The following is a 13,851-nucleotide window of genomic DNA, read 5'->3' on the forward strand; positions in this document are numbered from 1 at the left end:
AGTCTTTCCAGTTGATCCCCATGGGAATCTCTTGGCACCCTGCCCCCTTGGGGATCCGGAAACAAGCCCTACGAGCCCAGTGGAGATGCTAGACTAGTAGGTCAGTGAGATTCCACCAACTTCGGCCTCCTTACGCTTTCGCAGCCAATTTGCGACTGGATTGGAAGGTTTAGTTTTCTTCTGGCTTTTGCCGGATTAGGATAGCCAAGAGCAAGCAGCAACGAGGATCCCATGGCCAAATATGACTCCCATCTAAAGTGCTCCTTCTGCAACAAGTCACAGGATCAGGTGCGTAAGTTGATTGCGGGGCCGGGGGTCTACATCTGTGACGAGTGCGTGGAGCTCTGCAACGAGATTTTGGATGAGGAACTCTACGACGGCAACACTCCTCCTGCTGCCGCCCCTGCCGGCGGCCGGCGTGAAGCTCCTAAAAAATCCTCCCGCAGCCTGCCTTCTTTGGCGCAGTTGCCCAAGCCGCAGGAGATCATGCGCTATCTCGACCAATATGTGATTGGCCAAGAAAAAGCTAAGAAGGTTTTGTCGGTGGCGGTTTACAACCACTACAAGCGTCTGGCTGCCAAGGCCAACCCCGGTAGCGTCGGAGTTTCGGAACTGGATGAGGTGGAGCTACAGAAGTCCAATGTCTTGATCATTGGCCCCACTGGCTCCGGCAAAACCCTGCTGGCGGAAACCCTGGCTCGCATGTTGGATGTGCCTTTTGCGGTTGCAGATGCTACCACCCTTACGGAAGCTGGCTATGTGGGCGAGGATGTGGAAAACATCCTGTTGCGCCTGCTGCAGGTGGCGGACATGGACGTAGAAGAGGCCCAGCGCGGCATCATCTACATCGACGAAATCGACAAAATTGCCCGCAAAAGCGAGAACCCCTCCATTACCCGCGATGTCTCCGGCGAGGGGGTGCAGCAGGCTTTGTTGAAGATGCTGGAAGGGACAATAGCCAACGTGCCTCCCCAGGGAGGACGCAAGCACCCCTATCAAGACTGCATTCAAATCGACACTTCCAACATCCTCTTCATTTGCGGGGGGGCTTTTGTTGGCCTGGAAAAAGTAATCGAGCAGCGCATTGGCAAGAAATCGATGGGCTTTATCAAGCCAGGGGAGCAATTGTCGGTTAGCCGCGAGCAACGTATGGCCAATGCCCTCAAGGCTTTGGAGCCTGAAGACTTGATCAAGTACGGCATGATTCCCGAATTCACGGGGCGGCTCCCGGTAGTGGCGACTTTGGATCCGCTGGATGAGAAGGCGCTGGAGGCGATCCTGACGCAGCCCAAAAATGCCATTCTCAAGCAGGCGCAGAAGCTGTTGCGCATGGACGGGGTGGAACTGGAGTTTGAACCTGCCGCCATTGCTGCCATTGCCAAAGAGGCTTATCGCCGCAAGACCGGGGCTCGCGCCCTGCGGGCCATTGTGGAAGAGCTAATGCTGGATGTGATGTACGAGGCACCCTCCCGCCGCGACCTAAAGCACATCCGCATCACCGCAGAGATGGTGGAGCGCCGTTCCACCCGCGAGCTGATTCCTCACCCCTCTACGCTGCCCAAGCCTGAGTCGGCCTAGAGTCGCGGCCCTTCCGATCCCTGCTGGATGAACTTATGATCTGTTCTTGAAAGAGGGGGCAGGAGATCCTATGGCAGGGACTGCGTTCCGCTGGCGCGAACGACAGCGGGTGGATCGTGAATATGCGGTAATTGGTCTGGGGCGCTTTGGTTCTAGCTTGGCTCTCACCTTGATGGAGCGAGGGCACAATGTCTTGGGGATCGACCGCAGCCGTGAGATCGTGCAGCGCCTGGCGGATCAGCTGACGCAGGTGGTGGCACTCGATTCCAGCGATGAAGATGCGCTGCGAGCGGTGGATATCCTCTCCTTCGACACGGTGGTGGTGGCCATTGGCAGCGATTTTGAGAGCAATTTGCTGACGACGGTGGCCCTGAAAAGTCTGGGGGTGCGCAATGTGGTCTGTAAGGCGTCGACCGAGCGGCAACGCTCTATTCTCCTGCGAGTGGGGGCAGATCGGGTGGTGTTGCCGGAGCAAGAGGCAGGGCGCCGTTTGGCTCAGGTGTTGACAGCACCGGGGATCCTAGATCAGCTAGAGCTGGAGCCGGGCTACAGCATTACGGAATTACAGGTGCCGGAGGCGTTGGTGGGCCATACGCTGGCGGAGTCGGATCTGCGTCGCCGCTTCGGCATCACGGTGCTGGTGGTGAAGCGAAAGCAATCGCTGGTGGTCTCTCCCCCCGCAGACTACCTGCTGGAAAAGGGGGATTTGCTGGTGGTTCTGGGGGCCAATACCAACATCTCGCGGCTGAATGAAATGTAGGGAGGGATCCGATGAGAGAGGACTCCGCCCCGCTTCCGCGAGAGGAGGGGCCTGAGCGCTTGGTTCCACCGGTGCCATCCCGCGCCCGCTACCTGCCGACACCGGGCTCGGCATTGTCTCAGTCCTCTAGGGCCTTTGGGAATCGTCTGCAGTGGTTTTTTGGGGGGGACAGGCGTCGCCCGCTGCCGCCGCCATTGCGGCTGGTCACAGGGTTGGGGCTCTTGGCAGTGGTGGGAACTTTGGTGCTCATGTTGCCGGGGATCGGGCGCGGGGATCCCTTGAGCTGGAATGAGGCACTGTTTACGGCCATGTCGGCCCTGAGCGTGACGGGGCTCTCGACGATTGTGGCGGCGGAGGATCTCACCCTGTTGGGCCAGATTGTGCTGCTGATCCTGATTCAGATTGGCGGGGTGGGCTTCATGGTGTTGGCGGTGGTGGTGTTTCAACTGATCGGGCGGCGCATTTCCCTCCTCAATCGCTTGGCGCTGTGCAATTCGCTGGGTCTAATCGATCCGGGGGCGATCCTGGAATTGACTCGGCGGGTGCTGCTGGGGGTCACTCTCATTGAGTTGGGGGGGGCTCTGCTGCTCTGGGTGCACTGGCGGGATCTCTATGGGCCGGGGCGGGCAGTTTTTCTGGCTATTTTTCACGCGGTGTCGGCCTTTTGTAATGCGGGATTCGACCTGTTTGGCCGGGAAGGGATCCCTACAGACGGTCTGTCGCTGGCGATTTTGGCCGGTCTGATTTTTATCGGCGGTTTGGGCATCCCGGTTTTGTCGGATTTGTTAACCTGGCCACGGGGCCACCGCCCCTCTCTGCACACCCGGATTACCCTGGGCGTGGTGGTGGTTTTGCTCTGCACGGGCGGCATTGGTTTGTTTTTGGGAGAGAGCTTGCCCGGTGGATCCCTGCTGGAGGTGAGCTGGCCCCACCGCTTGGGCCTGACGTTTTTTCAGTCGGTTTCTGCCCGAACGGCTGGGTTTGCCGGGATCCCCATTGAGGATTTGACCCCGGCAAGCCAGTTGCTGCTGATGGCTCTCATGTTTATTGGGGCAGCCCCAGCTTCTATGGGGGGCGGCATGACCACCGGCACCTTGGCGGTGTTGGTGTTGGCCCTCTGGGGCTATGCCCGCGGTTTGCCCAGCGCTCAGATTGCCGGGCGCAGCTTGGATCCCTCCATGGTGCGCAAGGCGGCAGCGGTGTTGACGGTTTCTCTGTTTGTGGTATTGTTGGCGGCTTGGTTGATTTTGCTGACCCACAGTAACAGTAGGTTGGATCCGGTGTTGTTTGAGGTGATCTCCGCCTTTGCCACCTGCGGCCTCTCGACGGGCTTTACCGGGGAGCTCAACTGGTTTGGCCAACTGATCATTGTGCTGGTGATGTTCTGGGGCCGGTTGGGGGCATTGACGATTGTCTTGGCCTTGGCTCAACAACAGCCCCGCCCGTTGGTAACCTACCCTGAAGAGTCGATCCTAATCGGTTAGTCCAGAACTGAGGAGAGAGCAGCCTCCGTTAGACTGAGTAAGGGATCCCTTCGTCCCTCTCGTTACCGGGAGCCATCTGTGTCCAAGTTTCTTTTGATCGGTTCTACCGAGCCCTTCAGTGGTAAGTCGGCTGCCATCTTGGGTTTGGCCAAACACCTGCAGCAGCAAGGGATGAAAGTCACCTATGGGAAGCCCATCGGTTCTTGCGAGCGGGAAGATTGCTCGCTGGAAGGGGGCGATCCGGATATGCGCTTTGTGGCGGAGTCTCTGCGGCTGACGATGGATCAAATGCCGCCGATGCTGCTCCGGCTCAACGAAGAGGCTTTGCTGGCTCAAATGAAGCGAGCTCCCGGGGATCCAGCTCCAGAGTGCCCGGTTGCCCCTCTGTTGGAGTTTGTCCAGCGCTCCCCTGCCGATTTGGTGCTGCTGGAAGGCCCAGCCGATCTTTACGAGGGGGAATTGTTTGGCCTGTCGCTGGCCAAGATGGCCCAAGCCCTGGATGCTCCGGTACTGCTGATCAGTCGCTACCATTCCTCCTTGGCTGTTGATTCTCTTCTCTTTGTCCATCGTCAACTGGGATCCCGCTTGGCAGGCGTGCTGCTGAACGATGTGCCACCTGACCAAATGCAACCGGCAAAAACGATCATTCGGCCTTTTTTGGAGGGACACGGGATCCCAGTGCTGGGGATTTTGCCCTCCCATCGCATTTTGCGCAGCATCAGCGTTGGGGAGTTGGTGCGGCAACTGGATGCCGAGGTGCTCTGCTGTCCGGATCGGATGGACCTGATGGTTGAAGACATTGCGGTAGGGGCGATGAACGTCAACTCGGCCTTGAAGTACTTCCGTAAGCTGGATCACAAGGCGGTGATCACCGGCGGAGACCGCACCGATATTCAACTGGCCGCCCTAGAAACTTCCACCCTCTGCCTGATCTTGACCGGCAAGCTCCCTCTGGATCCCCGCATTCAGTCTCGAGCAGAAGAGCTGGAAGTGCCGATCCTCTCGGTGGATCTGGACACCTTCACCACCATCAACCGCATCGAACGGGTTTTTGGGCAGATTCGCCTGCACGAGGAGGTGAAAGTCCGCTGCATCCAAGAGCTAATGTCAGCGAATTTTGACTTTTCCCGTCTCTATGCTCATTTGGGCTTGACACAACCCCTAGTGTCAGCGGTAGGTGCATAAGAAAAGTTATTACTGGCTTCTCTATATTTGGTGTCTAAATAGATATTTCTTCGAGATTGAGCACTATATCTGATCAAGACGAAATAAGCTCAGTTTTGACGCGCTGGTCTCTAGTGTCTGATGCTTTCCAGTATCTGCAATGATTTCTGCAAAAAAACGCAGGGATCTCTCGCCGGTTTGGCCTACTCACCGAATTCGAGAGATATCATGCGAGTATTCATCACCTCAACACACCACTCCTCCCCCAGATTTTCTGGGGGTTTTTGTTCGCGCCGTTTTGGCAGAATTTCCCTGTCTCTCTAACCTTACGTCACGTGAGCTGGTGTTGACGAGGTTTATACTACTGATAGTGTAAAGTAAAACTTTCCCGGAACTAGATACACTAAATAGTGGTGCTGGCACGCCCTTGTGCGGTAAGATGCAGTGTCTGTTGTCGAGCCGGGATCCCAAATGTTGCCGTTAGCGCCGGATGAGCACCATGGCCAAGGTTTCACGGATGCACAGCCGCAAAGGAGCGGGCCCCAGCCGTCTGGTTGCCTGCCCCCACAGTGGCATCTTCACCGACGGGGGATGTTCTCCCAATCCGGGGCCAGGGGGATGGGCCGTGGTGGTGGTTCAAGATGATCGGGTTGTGGAAGAGTTTTGGGGAGGGGATCCCGATAGCACCAACAACCGCATGGAGTTGACCGGCCTCATCCGGGCCTTGCAATATTGCCGCCACACCCAGGGCAACGGCGTAGATACCATCTACAGCGACTCCCACCTTTGCGTACAGACCTACAACGACTGGATGGATCGCTGGGCAGCGCAGGGGTGGCGGCGGCGCACCAGGCCGGTGGAAAACTTGGATCTGGTTCAGGAACTGTATCAACTAAAGCAGCAGTGCCCTCAGGTGCAGGTGGTTTGGATCCAGGCTCACGAAGGGTTGCGCTGGAACGAGTACGTGGATGAGTTGGTCGCTCGCGCCCGGCCAAAGTAACAATTTCTACATATTCCGATGTATGAGGCTGCGATCACAGACAGGCTCTGAGTCCATCGCCTATCCTCAAGAGGACGGCTCGTCGCAGGTGTGATATGAAGACCCAACTTCAGTGCCGGTTTCGTCCTCTCTCCCTTACGTTGATGGCGGTGGGGGGCTCTTGGCTTCTGGGATCCTGCCAACTCAGAGGGCCACAAGTGCAGTTGCCCGGCGATGTTATGCCGGAAACCGTGCTGGTTCCTCAGTCGGCACCCTTGGTGCTGACTTTTTCTACCCAACCGGAAGAATCTTTTCGCACTCACCCTGACCTTTTGGCCCAGTGGGAGAGCTGGACGGCAGAAGCTTTGGCTGAAACCGGCAAGGAGTTCTCTCGGGAAGAGATGCAAGCCTGGGCCGGCGAGCAATTCACGATGGCAGTGGTGATTCCCAATCTGGTGCCCGGAGCTGCCGAGCCGGTGCCTGGGATCCTGTTTGGAGCCAGCACCCGCAACGCTGATTTGTCTGGGCAATTCTTGGCCCAGGTGCGGCAACAGGCAGCAGCAGAAGGGGCGAACTTCGAGCAGCGCCAGGAGCAAGGGGTCACCTTGTATGTGCAAACCAACGGAGAGCCGGGCGAGCGGTGGGTGACTGCTGAGTTTGGCAACCGCTTTGTGGCGGTGGCCAACGACCCGAGGGTGATGCAGCAGGCGATTGCTGTGTATCGCGGCGAAGCAGAGCCGATTGGCCGCTCCGAAAGTTTCCGCACCGCCGTTGGCAATCTCTACAAGAAGAGCGGCACGCTGGCCTTTGCCTACTTCAACTTCCAGGCTTTGCAGGAGGATCCCGAGTCTTTCCAAGACTGGATGCAGGATTTGGATCCGGCGACGCTGGGATCCCTGCAACCCCTGCGCTCTTTGGCCATGGCTGCCCACTGGCAGGAGCAGGGCCTGCGGCTGCGCATGTTGACCCAGACCGATCCGAAAACCCAGGTGCAGGGGGGGTGGCAAACGGCTCGCGGCGAACTCATTCAGCGGCTGCCCGGCAATGCCTTGGCGGTGCTGACCACCCAACAGATCGCCCAGCGCTGGCAAGCCGTTATGCCTGAGCTGGAAAAAGATCCGCCGGTCAAGGAGTCGTTAGAGGAGCTGCGGGCTGAGTTTCGCGCCAATACCCGTTTGGACTTGGAAAAAGATCTGCTGGCTTGGATGGATGGGGAGATGGCCCTGCTGGTGGCACCTGATGCCCAGGCCCATCCCCTGTTGCAGGGCATGGGAGCAGCCCTGGTGATCGAGACCAGCCAAAAAGACAAGGCCAACGCGGCCCTGACTCAGTTGGATCGGCTGGCCCAAGAATCCGGAGCACGGGTAACGGAAGCCGGTGGGCAGGTGATCTGGGCGGATCCCTTGTTTAACCGCCCGCTTTTGACCCGCGCCTGGGAAGGCAACTATTTGATCGTGACCAGCAGCACGGCGGCGCTGCAAACCCTCGCCCAACGCCAGGGCAATTTGCTTCCCCAAACCGAGCCGCTGAAGACCCTCTACGATCAGTTGCCCAAGCCCAACTACGGCTACTTTTTGCTGAATTGGCAAGGGATCCGAACAGTGCTGGAGGCCACACTACCGGGTGGTTTGGCAGGCTTGGAGCCGGAGGCCCGTGAGCTGCTGACCCGCATCGATGGGCTGGGGATTACCAGCTACCCTGCCGGGGATCACGCCTTTGGGGTGGAGCTGCTGGTCACCGTGCCGCCCAAGCCACAGCCGTAAGCTCTTTCCCCCCTCTCCCTTGGGGAGAGGGGCTGGGGGTGAGAGCTACAGCCGAATCAAGCCATAGGTGAGAGCATAGCGCACCAGCTCGGTGCGGCTGCTGGTGCCTGTCTTGTTCAGCAGGCGGGTGACGTATTTTTCCACGTTGCGCACGCTGGTTTGCAGCTGCTTGGCAATCTCCTTGTTCATCAGCCCTTCTGCCACCTTCTCCAACACCTGTTGTTCCCGCGGCGTCAGCTCTACCTTGATGGGTGGGGGCAGGGGGGTGGGGGCAGAGGTCTGGGCAGGCGTGGCTGTGGCAAGGGTGCGCTCCGACAGCAGGGCGCGAATCGAGGCCAGCTCGCGGGCCACCACCTCCGAAGGGCTGGCAGCGCGGGATCGCTCAATGAGATTGGAGACGATGGCCACCAGCTCCTCCGGATCGAAGGGCTTGGGCAAATAGGCATCGACACCGGCCCGGTAACCCTGGATGCGGTCGGCGGTCATCCCCTTGGCGGTGAGGAACACCACCGGCAGATGGCTGTAGGGCTCGAGTTTTCGCAGTTGGGCCAAAAATTGATAGCCATCCATGCCCGGCATCATGATGTCGGAGATGATCAACTGAGGCTGGGCCGTGCTGAGCAGTTGCAGAGCCTGCTGGGCGTTGGCCGCCGGGATCACCTCAAAGCCGCTGTCCTCGAGGTAGGCTTGCACCGCTTCCCGTAAGCCGGGTTCATCATCTACTAGCAGAATGCGGGCTGCTGGACTGGCAGCAGGGGGTTCGGGTTTGGCTGGGGGAGAAGAGGCCATCTGCAGCTCCTGGGTAGCGTTCAAGCGTTTGGCGGCACCTGCCATCCCATATCTCTACAATCTTCCTACTAACCTGTGGGCAATCTCAGGCGAAAACAGGAGCCTTGGGGGGAGCTTTCCACCTGGAGATCTCCGCCCATCCGGGTGGCCAGGTCGCGGCTAATGGCCAACCCCAGCCCCTGCCCTGGCTTAGAAAGATCTGCCCGAAAAAAGGGATCGAAGATCCGCTCCAGGTTCTCAGGGTGGATGCCGGGGCCGTTGTCGCAGACGGCAACGAACACTTCCCGTTGCGAAGCAGTTGAGGGATCTTCACCCAGCTCCACCTTCAGCCGGATCTCACCTGGGGGCGGGGTGTACTTGCAGGCGTTGTCGATCAAGTTATCAAGCACCTGCCGCAGGGCACGCGGATCGGCTTGTACAGGGGGTAGGGAAGGGGGCAGAACGGCTTGAAAGTGGTGTCCCTGGGTTTCGGCCAAGGCTTGATAGATGGGGATCCACTCCCGCAGCAGGTCGGCCAAGGAGAGGGGCTGAAGCTGGAGGGGGGCCGGGATCCCGTCCAAACGCTCGAACTCCGCCAGCAGCTCCTGCAAATGCTTGCACTCCTGTTCAATGCTCAGGCCAATCCAGTGGTTGCGATCCTCGGGGGGCAAGCGTTTTTGCAATAACTTGGCCAGCGTGCTTAGGGCGGTGAGAGGATTGCGCATTTCGTGAAGCAAAGTGGAAAGCTGCTGGGCAGAAAGAGTGACCCCCTTAACCTTGGGTTCTCCGGCTCCGCAGACGGGTTCAGGCTCTGGATGGTGTTCAGCAACTTTTCTGGCTCTCGGCATGGATCCAATCTCTAGACTCTCCCGGCGCTGGCAGATCGATCCTAGCCCTACCTCCCCTGCAATCCGCCATATCAATCCTGAGACGCTATCGGGATCCCAACTGGGTGGCTTATAGCTGGCGGGGCAGGTAGATGTTGAGAATTTCCCCCCGACGGGCGCGATGGCGCACGGTGAGGTAGCCCCCCAAGGCGCGGAACAGAGTTTGGGTGACGGGAAGGCTGAGGCTCACTGCACCGGTATCCGGCTGCACGACCAACAACTGCCCAATCGCCTGAGGGGATTTGGGCTCTGAGGCAACAGTGGCGTCGCTGCCCTCAGGTGTGTTGACCTGAAACTGAAGTTTGACCAGCTCCCCTGCGCTGACCAACTGGGCGCGAATGTGGCTGCCAGCCGGCGTGCTGCGGGCAATGCGGTCGACCATGCCAAACAGCACCGCTTCCAGCGCCTTGGGATCGCTGACCACATCCGGCAGCTCATCGGGAATCTCCAACTCCAGTTGGGATCCCCGCCGTTCCACCTGCTCCTGCCAGCGAGGCAGGTTTTGCCGCACCAAGTCCACCAGCGCAATGGGCTCTAGCTGAAGCCGACGCCCCTCCTGTGGGGTAGCAGCGGGCATCACCGTTTCTGTAGCCTGGAAAAACAGCCCGAAGCGGTTGATTTGCTCGGTACATTCGCGGTCAATTTTCTCCACGTATTCCCGTACCCGCGGCGGCAGATCGCACCGCTTCAGGATGAGACTAACCAAGGTGCGGATGGTGCTGAGGGGCGTCTGGATCTCGTGGATGAGAGCCCGCAACAGTTCTGCCTCCGAAAGGCTGTTCTGTTGGCCTTGACCGGCAGGCTGGCCATGGGAAGGAGGAGACCGCCGCTTCTGCCAATCTTCTGGCCGGGTTGTGGGCGCAGGGGAGTTCTCGGCTCTGGCGGGGGGTAAGCGAGCGGGCGGGGATCCCGACTCGGCCAGGTTTCCCAGCAGAAGAAGGCTGCTGAAGCGGGCCAGCACCCGCACATGAGGCTCCATGAGGGGATGGTGCTTGATCAGCTCCTGCCAGAAGGGCAAGCGATCCGGCCTACCCTGTTGAACCCGCTGCTCTAGGATCTGCCAAGCCCGATGCACCACTTCCGGCTCAAAAGACACCATCATCCCCCTCTGCCGCGTGTGGGGGTGATGCCCTTGGGCGGCCACCGCCGAAAAAACAGGGGTGAGCACCAGCAAAAAAGGCTCCTCCACCAGGGGATCCTGCGGCAGGAGAGGGATCACCGTCTGGCCAGGGGTCAGAATCGACTCGGGGGACAAGTCGGGGGTAAACAGCCAGGGATCTTCACGGGCCAGCTCCCGCAGCTTCAGGTTCGGTTCTGGAGCGTCAATGGGCGACGGCAGTTGAGGCAGCGGATCCCGAACCACCCAGGGGGGCCACCAAGACACCGGCCCACCGATCACCACCCCAAACTGTCCAACTTCTTGCCATAGCTGGAGCAGGGCTGCCACCGTCTGCTGCCAGGAGCGCTCTCCTGCCCCCGGCAACCATTCCGGCAAGGGCAGATCGGCCCACAAAGCTTCCATCAAGGACAGAAATCGGCGGCTGTTCACGGATCTCTTTGACCCATCCTTCCCTTGTAGGGTAGCGGTTATGGCCCCTCTGGGGCAGGGGAAAACCTCACCTTTTCCGGGGCGGATCCCCGTCTCACTCAGGGACAAGAATCCTCGTCCTCATACGGTAGCGAGTCTGTCCAATCAGCCTACCCGTCCATCCGGCAGAGTTGCCCCGCGCAAATTGGCCCCGCTGAGGTTGGCTGTGCTCAGATCGGCTCGGGTTAGGATTGCCTCGCCGAGATCGGCATTTTCCAGGTTGGTGCGGCCCAAATAGGCATCCACCAGGTTGGCACACCGCAAATCGGCCCCGGCCAGATTGGCCCGACTGAGATCCGTCCGCGCCAGTTTGGCCGAGCACAGACAACTGGCGGAAAGATCGGCTGCGGCCAGATCCGCCTCGCTCAAGTTGGCCTCTGTCAGATTCACCTGGCGAAGTATCGCCTCCTTCAAGTTGGCCCGCGCCATCTGCACCCCTTGCAGGTCTGCCCCCAAAAAAGAAACCCCCCTCAGGTCGGTCTCGCTCAGGATGGCTCCCTGCAAACGGGCTTGCTGCAGGCTGGCCCCTTGCAAGTTGGCCTTGCTCAAACTGGCCTCTTTTAGGTTGGCCCCGCTCAGGTCGGCCCGTGTCAAATCCGCTCCCGACAGGTTGGCTCCGCTGAGATCGGCGCGGCTGAGGTTGGCGTTGCGCAGTACCGCTCCCCGGCGGCTATCGAAACGGAGATTGGCCCCCCGCAGGCAAGCCCCTCCCAAGTTGGCACTGGTGAGGTTGGCCCAACGCAAATCCGCATCCAGCAGGTTGGCATCGATCAACAGAGCCAGTGTCAGGTTGGCCCCATGCAAATCTGCTCCTTGTAGGGTGGCGCCGTGCAACTGGGCATCTCTGAGATCCGCCTCGCTCAAGTCCGCCTGGCTGAGGTTGGCCCCACCAAGGTTAGCCCCGACGAGGTTGGCCTTCTGCAGCTTGGCCCGCCCCAAGAAGGCGAAGATCAAATTGGCACTGTGCAGGTTTGCTTGGGAGAGATCCACCCCGATCAAATCGGCCCGGCTCAGGTCAAGGGCGGCCAGGTTCTCGCCGGCAAAGTTGATCCGTCCTGCCCGGTAAAGCCGAAGCAGATCCTTGGCATCCATAGAAGAGAGGGGAGAGCTCAGAGAAGTGAGAGAGGAGCTGCACTGGTGGTTATTCTAGATAAGGATCCGGGCGTTTCCCCAGCACTCTGCGCAGCTGATCGCCAGTGTTGAACGGGATCCCCAAACAGCGGGTTTGAGCTTCAAACCAGCCCGAACAGACGGCGCTCTGCCTCCTCCATGCGATCCAAGAAAGCAGCAAATTTGGTGGAGATCTCCCCCACTTCCTGCAAAAAGGCGCGTAGTGTTTGGTACTTGAGAACCAAGGCTTCCTCTAGGGTGCAGGTTTGGAACTGCTCATCCAACGCCTTGCCCAACTCGCTCAGGGCCTGTTCGATAGCAGTTTTGACAGAGCCGACGCTGCGCCGCACCAAACGCATCACCTCCTGCTCCAACTGCGGCTTTTGCCGGGCCAGCTCGCTGCTGGCCAACACCTGTCTTAGGGAAGCATAGGGATCCGCCAGCTCAGCGGGCATTTCGGTAACCGCCTCCGGCAGAGCCTGTTTTGCATTGCTGACGCGCAGGGGCTGCACCAGGCGCCACTCCGATTGTTCTAGCTTTTTCAAGATCCCCATGAACATTGCGGCGGATCCCTCGACATCCCTCAAGAAGCCGCGCAGCACCTGGTGTTTGAGGGTCAGATATTGGGCGGGATCCTCATCCTGCAGACCTTCGTCCAGGGCGTTGCCCAACTCGCTTAGGGTGTTCTCGATGGCAACCATCAAGGATCCGGCGCTGCGATGGAGCAGTTGGCGGCAGGACTCTGGGATCTCCTGTCGCAGGTCAGAAGAGGGGCCGGGTGGTGTTGTCCAGGTTGCAAAAGCCAGAGGATCTGCAGGTTCTTCCTCATCTTCTGGGATCCCAGCGTCAATCCAAGTCATGGGGCTGGCCAGGGACTCTGCCTCGCCCGCGCGATCGGCATCTTCGGTATTCAGCCAATCCAGATTGGCGGAGAGAGGCTCAGCAGCCAATCCTCCGCCGGGGAGGGTCGCTGGGGGCACGTCAACGTAAAGAGGCTTCAGCATCTGCAGCACAGCATTGGCGGCTTGGCCATCCTGATCCGGCTCCTGCAACTGCTGCACCGCCTCCTTCAGCCGGGCTTCCAGTTCTTGGGGGGAGGCGCAGGCATCGTAGAGGGCTCTGAGCAGCTCGTCCAGGCTGTAGCGCCGCAGGGCCGCCAACCCCTGCAGAGTAGGCTCTACTTTGTGGTACAAAGCCGTGAACAGAACCAGCTTGGCCCGCAAAGGGCTGGTTTGCCGCATCACCCCTGCCCGCAGCTCGAAGGGATCGTAGTCTTGCTTTTGCAGTCGTGGGCTTCCATACTCCAAGGACAAGATAGGCGAGGGTGCGGCCCAAGCTGATGGCTCCTTGGGCGAGGGCATGAGTGGGCTAGAGGGATCCGCTTGGGGCTGTTGATACAGGGGCTGTAGCTTGCTTAGCAGCATCTTGGCGATGCGAGCATACTCGGCTTTTTTGTTGATGCGGCTGATGGCCTCTCGAAAGCGTTGGCCCAAAGCATCAAGGGTAGCGTGCTCACGGCAAAGCTGCTCCAGCAGGGCTTTCAGATCTATCTGGCTCAACTTGCTGACATCGCTTTCCCAAGTGCTGGTGCAGGCAAAGTAAACCAGCTTTTTCACTCGGTCTGCGTACCCGCCCTGCTGCACTTCTTGCACAACAAGGCCAAAGGGATCCGAGACAACCATAGGGAGCTGCCAAGCAGGAGTAGGTGGATCTAAGCTTACGAGGATCTTTGCGGTTTTTGAACAAGGACGGGTACCTTGCTGGGCAGAA

The 13,851-nt window shown here is 59.4% G+C and carries 11 protein-coding genes; 6 read left to right on the plus strand and 5 right to left on the minus strand.

Features of this window, described 5'->3' with window-relative positions; all coding sequences use genetic code 11:
- The first annotated feature begins 231 nt into the window (after nucleotides 1-231).
- The 6 genes from clpX to ACVWY8_RS02345 all read left to right on the plus strand — a co-directional run bounded on the left by clpX (nucleotide 232) and on the right by ACVWY8_RS02345 (nucleotide 7,728).
- Nucleotides 232-1,578: an ATP-dependent protease ATP-binding subunit ClpX gene (gene clpX, locus ACVWY8_RS02320; protein WP_457391994.1), complete on the plus strand. Its 1,347-nt coding sequence runs from the start codon at nucleotides 232-234 to the stop codon at nucleotides 1,576-1,578.
- Between the two features lie 70 nt (nucleotides 1,579-1,648).
- A complete protein-coding gene (locus ACVWY8_RS02325) occupies nucleotides 1,649-2,338 on the plus strand; it encodes a potassium channel family protein (protein ID WP_414329043.1) in 690 nt (229 codons plus the stop codon).
- Between the two features lie 11 nt (nucleotides 2,339-2,349).
- Nucleotides 2,350-3,822, plus strand: coding sequence for a TrkH family potassium uptake protein (locus ACVWY8_RS02330; RefSeq protein WP_457391991.1), 1,473 nt, complete (start codon nucleotides 2,350-2,352; stop codon nucleotides 3,820-3,822).
- Between the two features lie 78 nt (nucleotides 3,823-3,900).
- Complete coding sequence (locus ACVWY8_RS02335) at nucleotides 3,901-5,007, plus strand: phosphotransacetylase family protein (RefSeq protein WP_457391988.1); 1,107 nt, start codon at nucleotides 3,901-3,903, stop codon at nucleotides 5,005-5,007.
- A gap of 478 nt (nucleotides 5,008-5,485) precedes the next feature.
- Nucleotides 5,486-5,986 (plus strand): ribonuclease H family protein, encoded by a 501-nt coding sequence (locus ACVWY8_RS02340; protein WP_457391986.1) that lies wholly within the window; start codon nucleotides 5,486-5,488, stop codon nucleotides 5,984-5,986.
- 95 nt (nucleotides 5,987-6,081) lie between these two features.
- Nucleotides 6,082-7,728 (plus strand): DUF3352 domain-containing protein, encoded by a 1,647-nt coding sequence (locus ACVWY8_RS02345; protein ID WP_457391983.1) that lies wholly within the window; start codon nucleotides 6,082-6,084, stop codon nucleotides 7,726-7,728.
- A gap of 45 nt (nucleotides 7,729-7,773) precedes the next feature.
- Here ACVWY8_RS02345 and ACVWY8_RS02350 read toward each other — a convergent pair whose 3' ends face one another.
- The 5 genes from ACVWY8_RS02350 to ACVWY8_RS02370 form a co-directional block, all read right to left on the minus strand.
- Entirely contained in the window at nucleotides 7,774-8,517 is a 744-nt protein-coding gene (locus tag ACVWY8_RS02350; RefSeq protein ID WP_011432966.1) for a response regulator transcription factor, read from the minus strand.
- Between the two features lie 68 nt (nucleotides 8,518-8,585).
- Nucleotides 8,586-9,344, minus strand: a complete 759-nt coding sequence (locus tag ACVWY8_RS02355) for a sensor histidine kinase (RefSeq protein WP_011432967.1) — start codon at nucleotides 9,342-9,344, stop codon at nucleotides 8,586-8,588.
- Nucleotides 9,345-9,453: 109 nt separating this feature from the next.
- Nucleotides 9,454-10,932, minus strand: a complete 1,479-nt coding sequence (locus tag ACVWY8_RS02360; RefSeq protein WP_414343701.1) for a sensor histidine kinase — start codon at nucleotides 10,930-10,932, stop codon at nucleotides 9,454-9,456.
- A gap of 144 nt (nucleotides 10,933-11,076) precedes the next feature.
- Nucleotides 11,077-12,063, minus strand: a complete 987-nt coding sequence (locus tag ACVWY8_RS02365; protein WP_457391977.1) for a pentapeptide repeat-containing protein — start codon at nucleotides 12,061-12,063, stop codon at nucleotides 11,077-11,079.
- 140 nt (nucleotides 12,064-12,203) lie between these two features.
- The gene (locus ACVWY8_RS02370; protein WP_457391974.1) at nucleotides 12,204-13,763 is read right to left on the minus strand and encodes a hypothetical protein; all 1,560 of its coding nucleotides are present in this window, start codon (nucleotides 13,761-13,763) and stop codon (nucleotides 12,204-12,206) included.
- Nucleotides 13,764-13,851 lie beyond the last annotated feature (88 nt).

Source organism: Thermostichus sp. OS-CIW-32 (assembly GCF_054060415.1).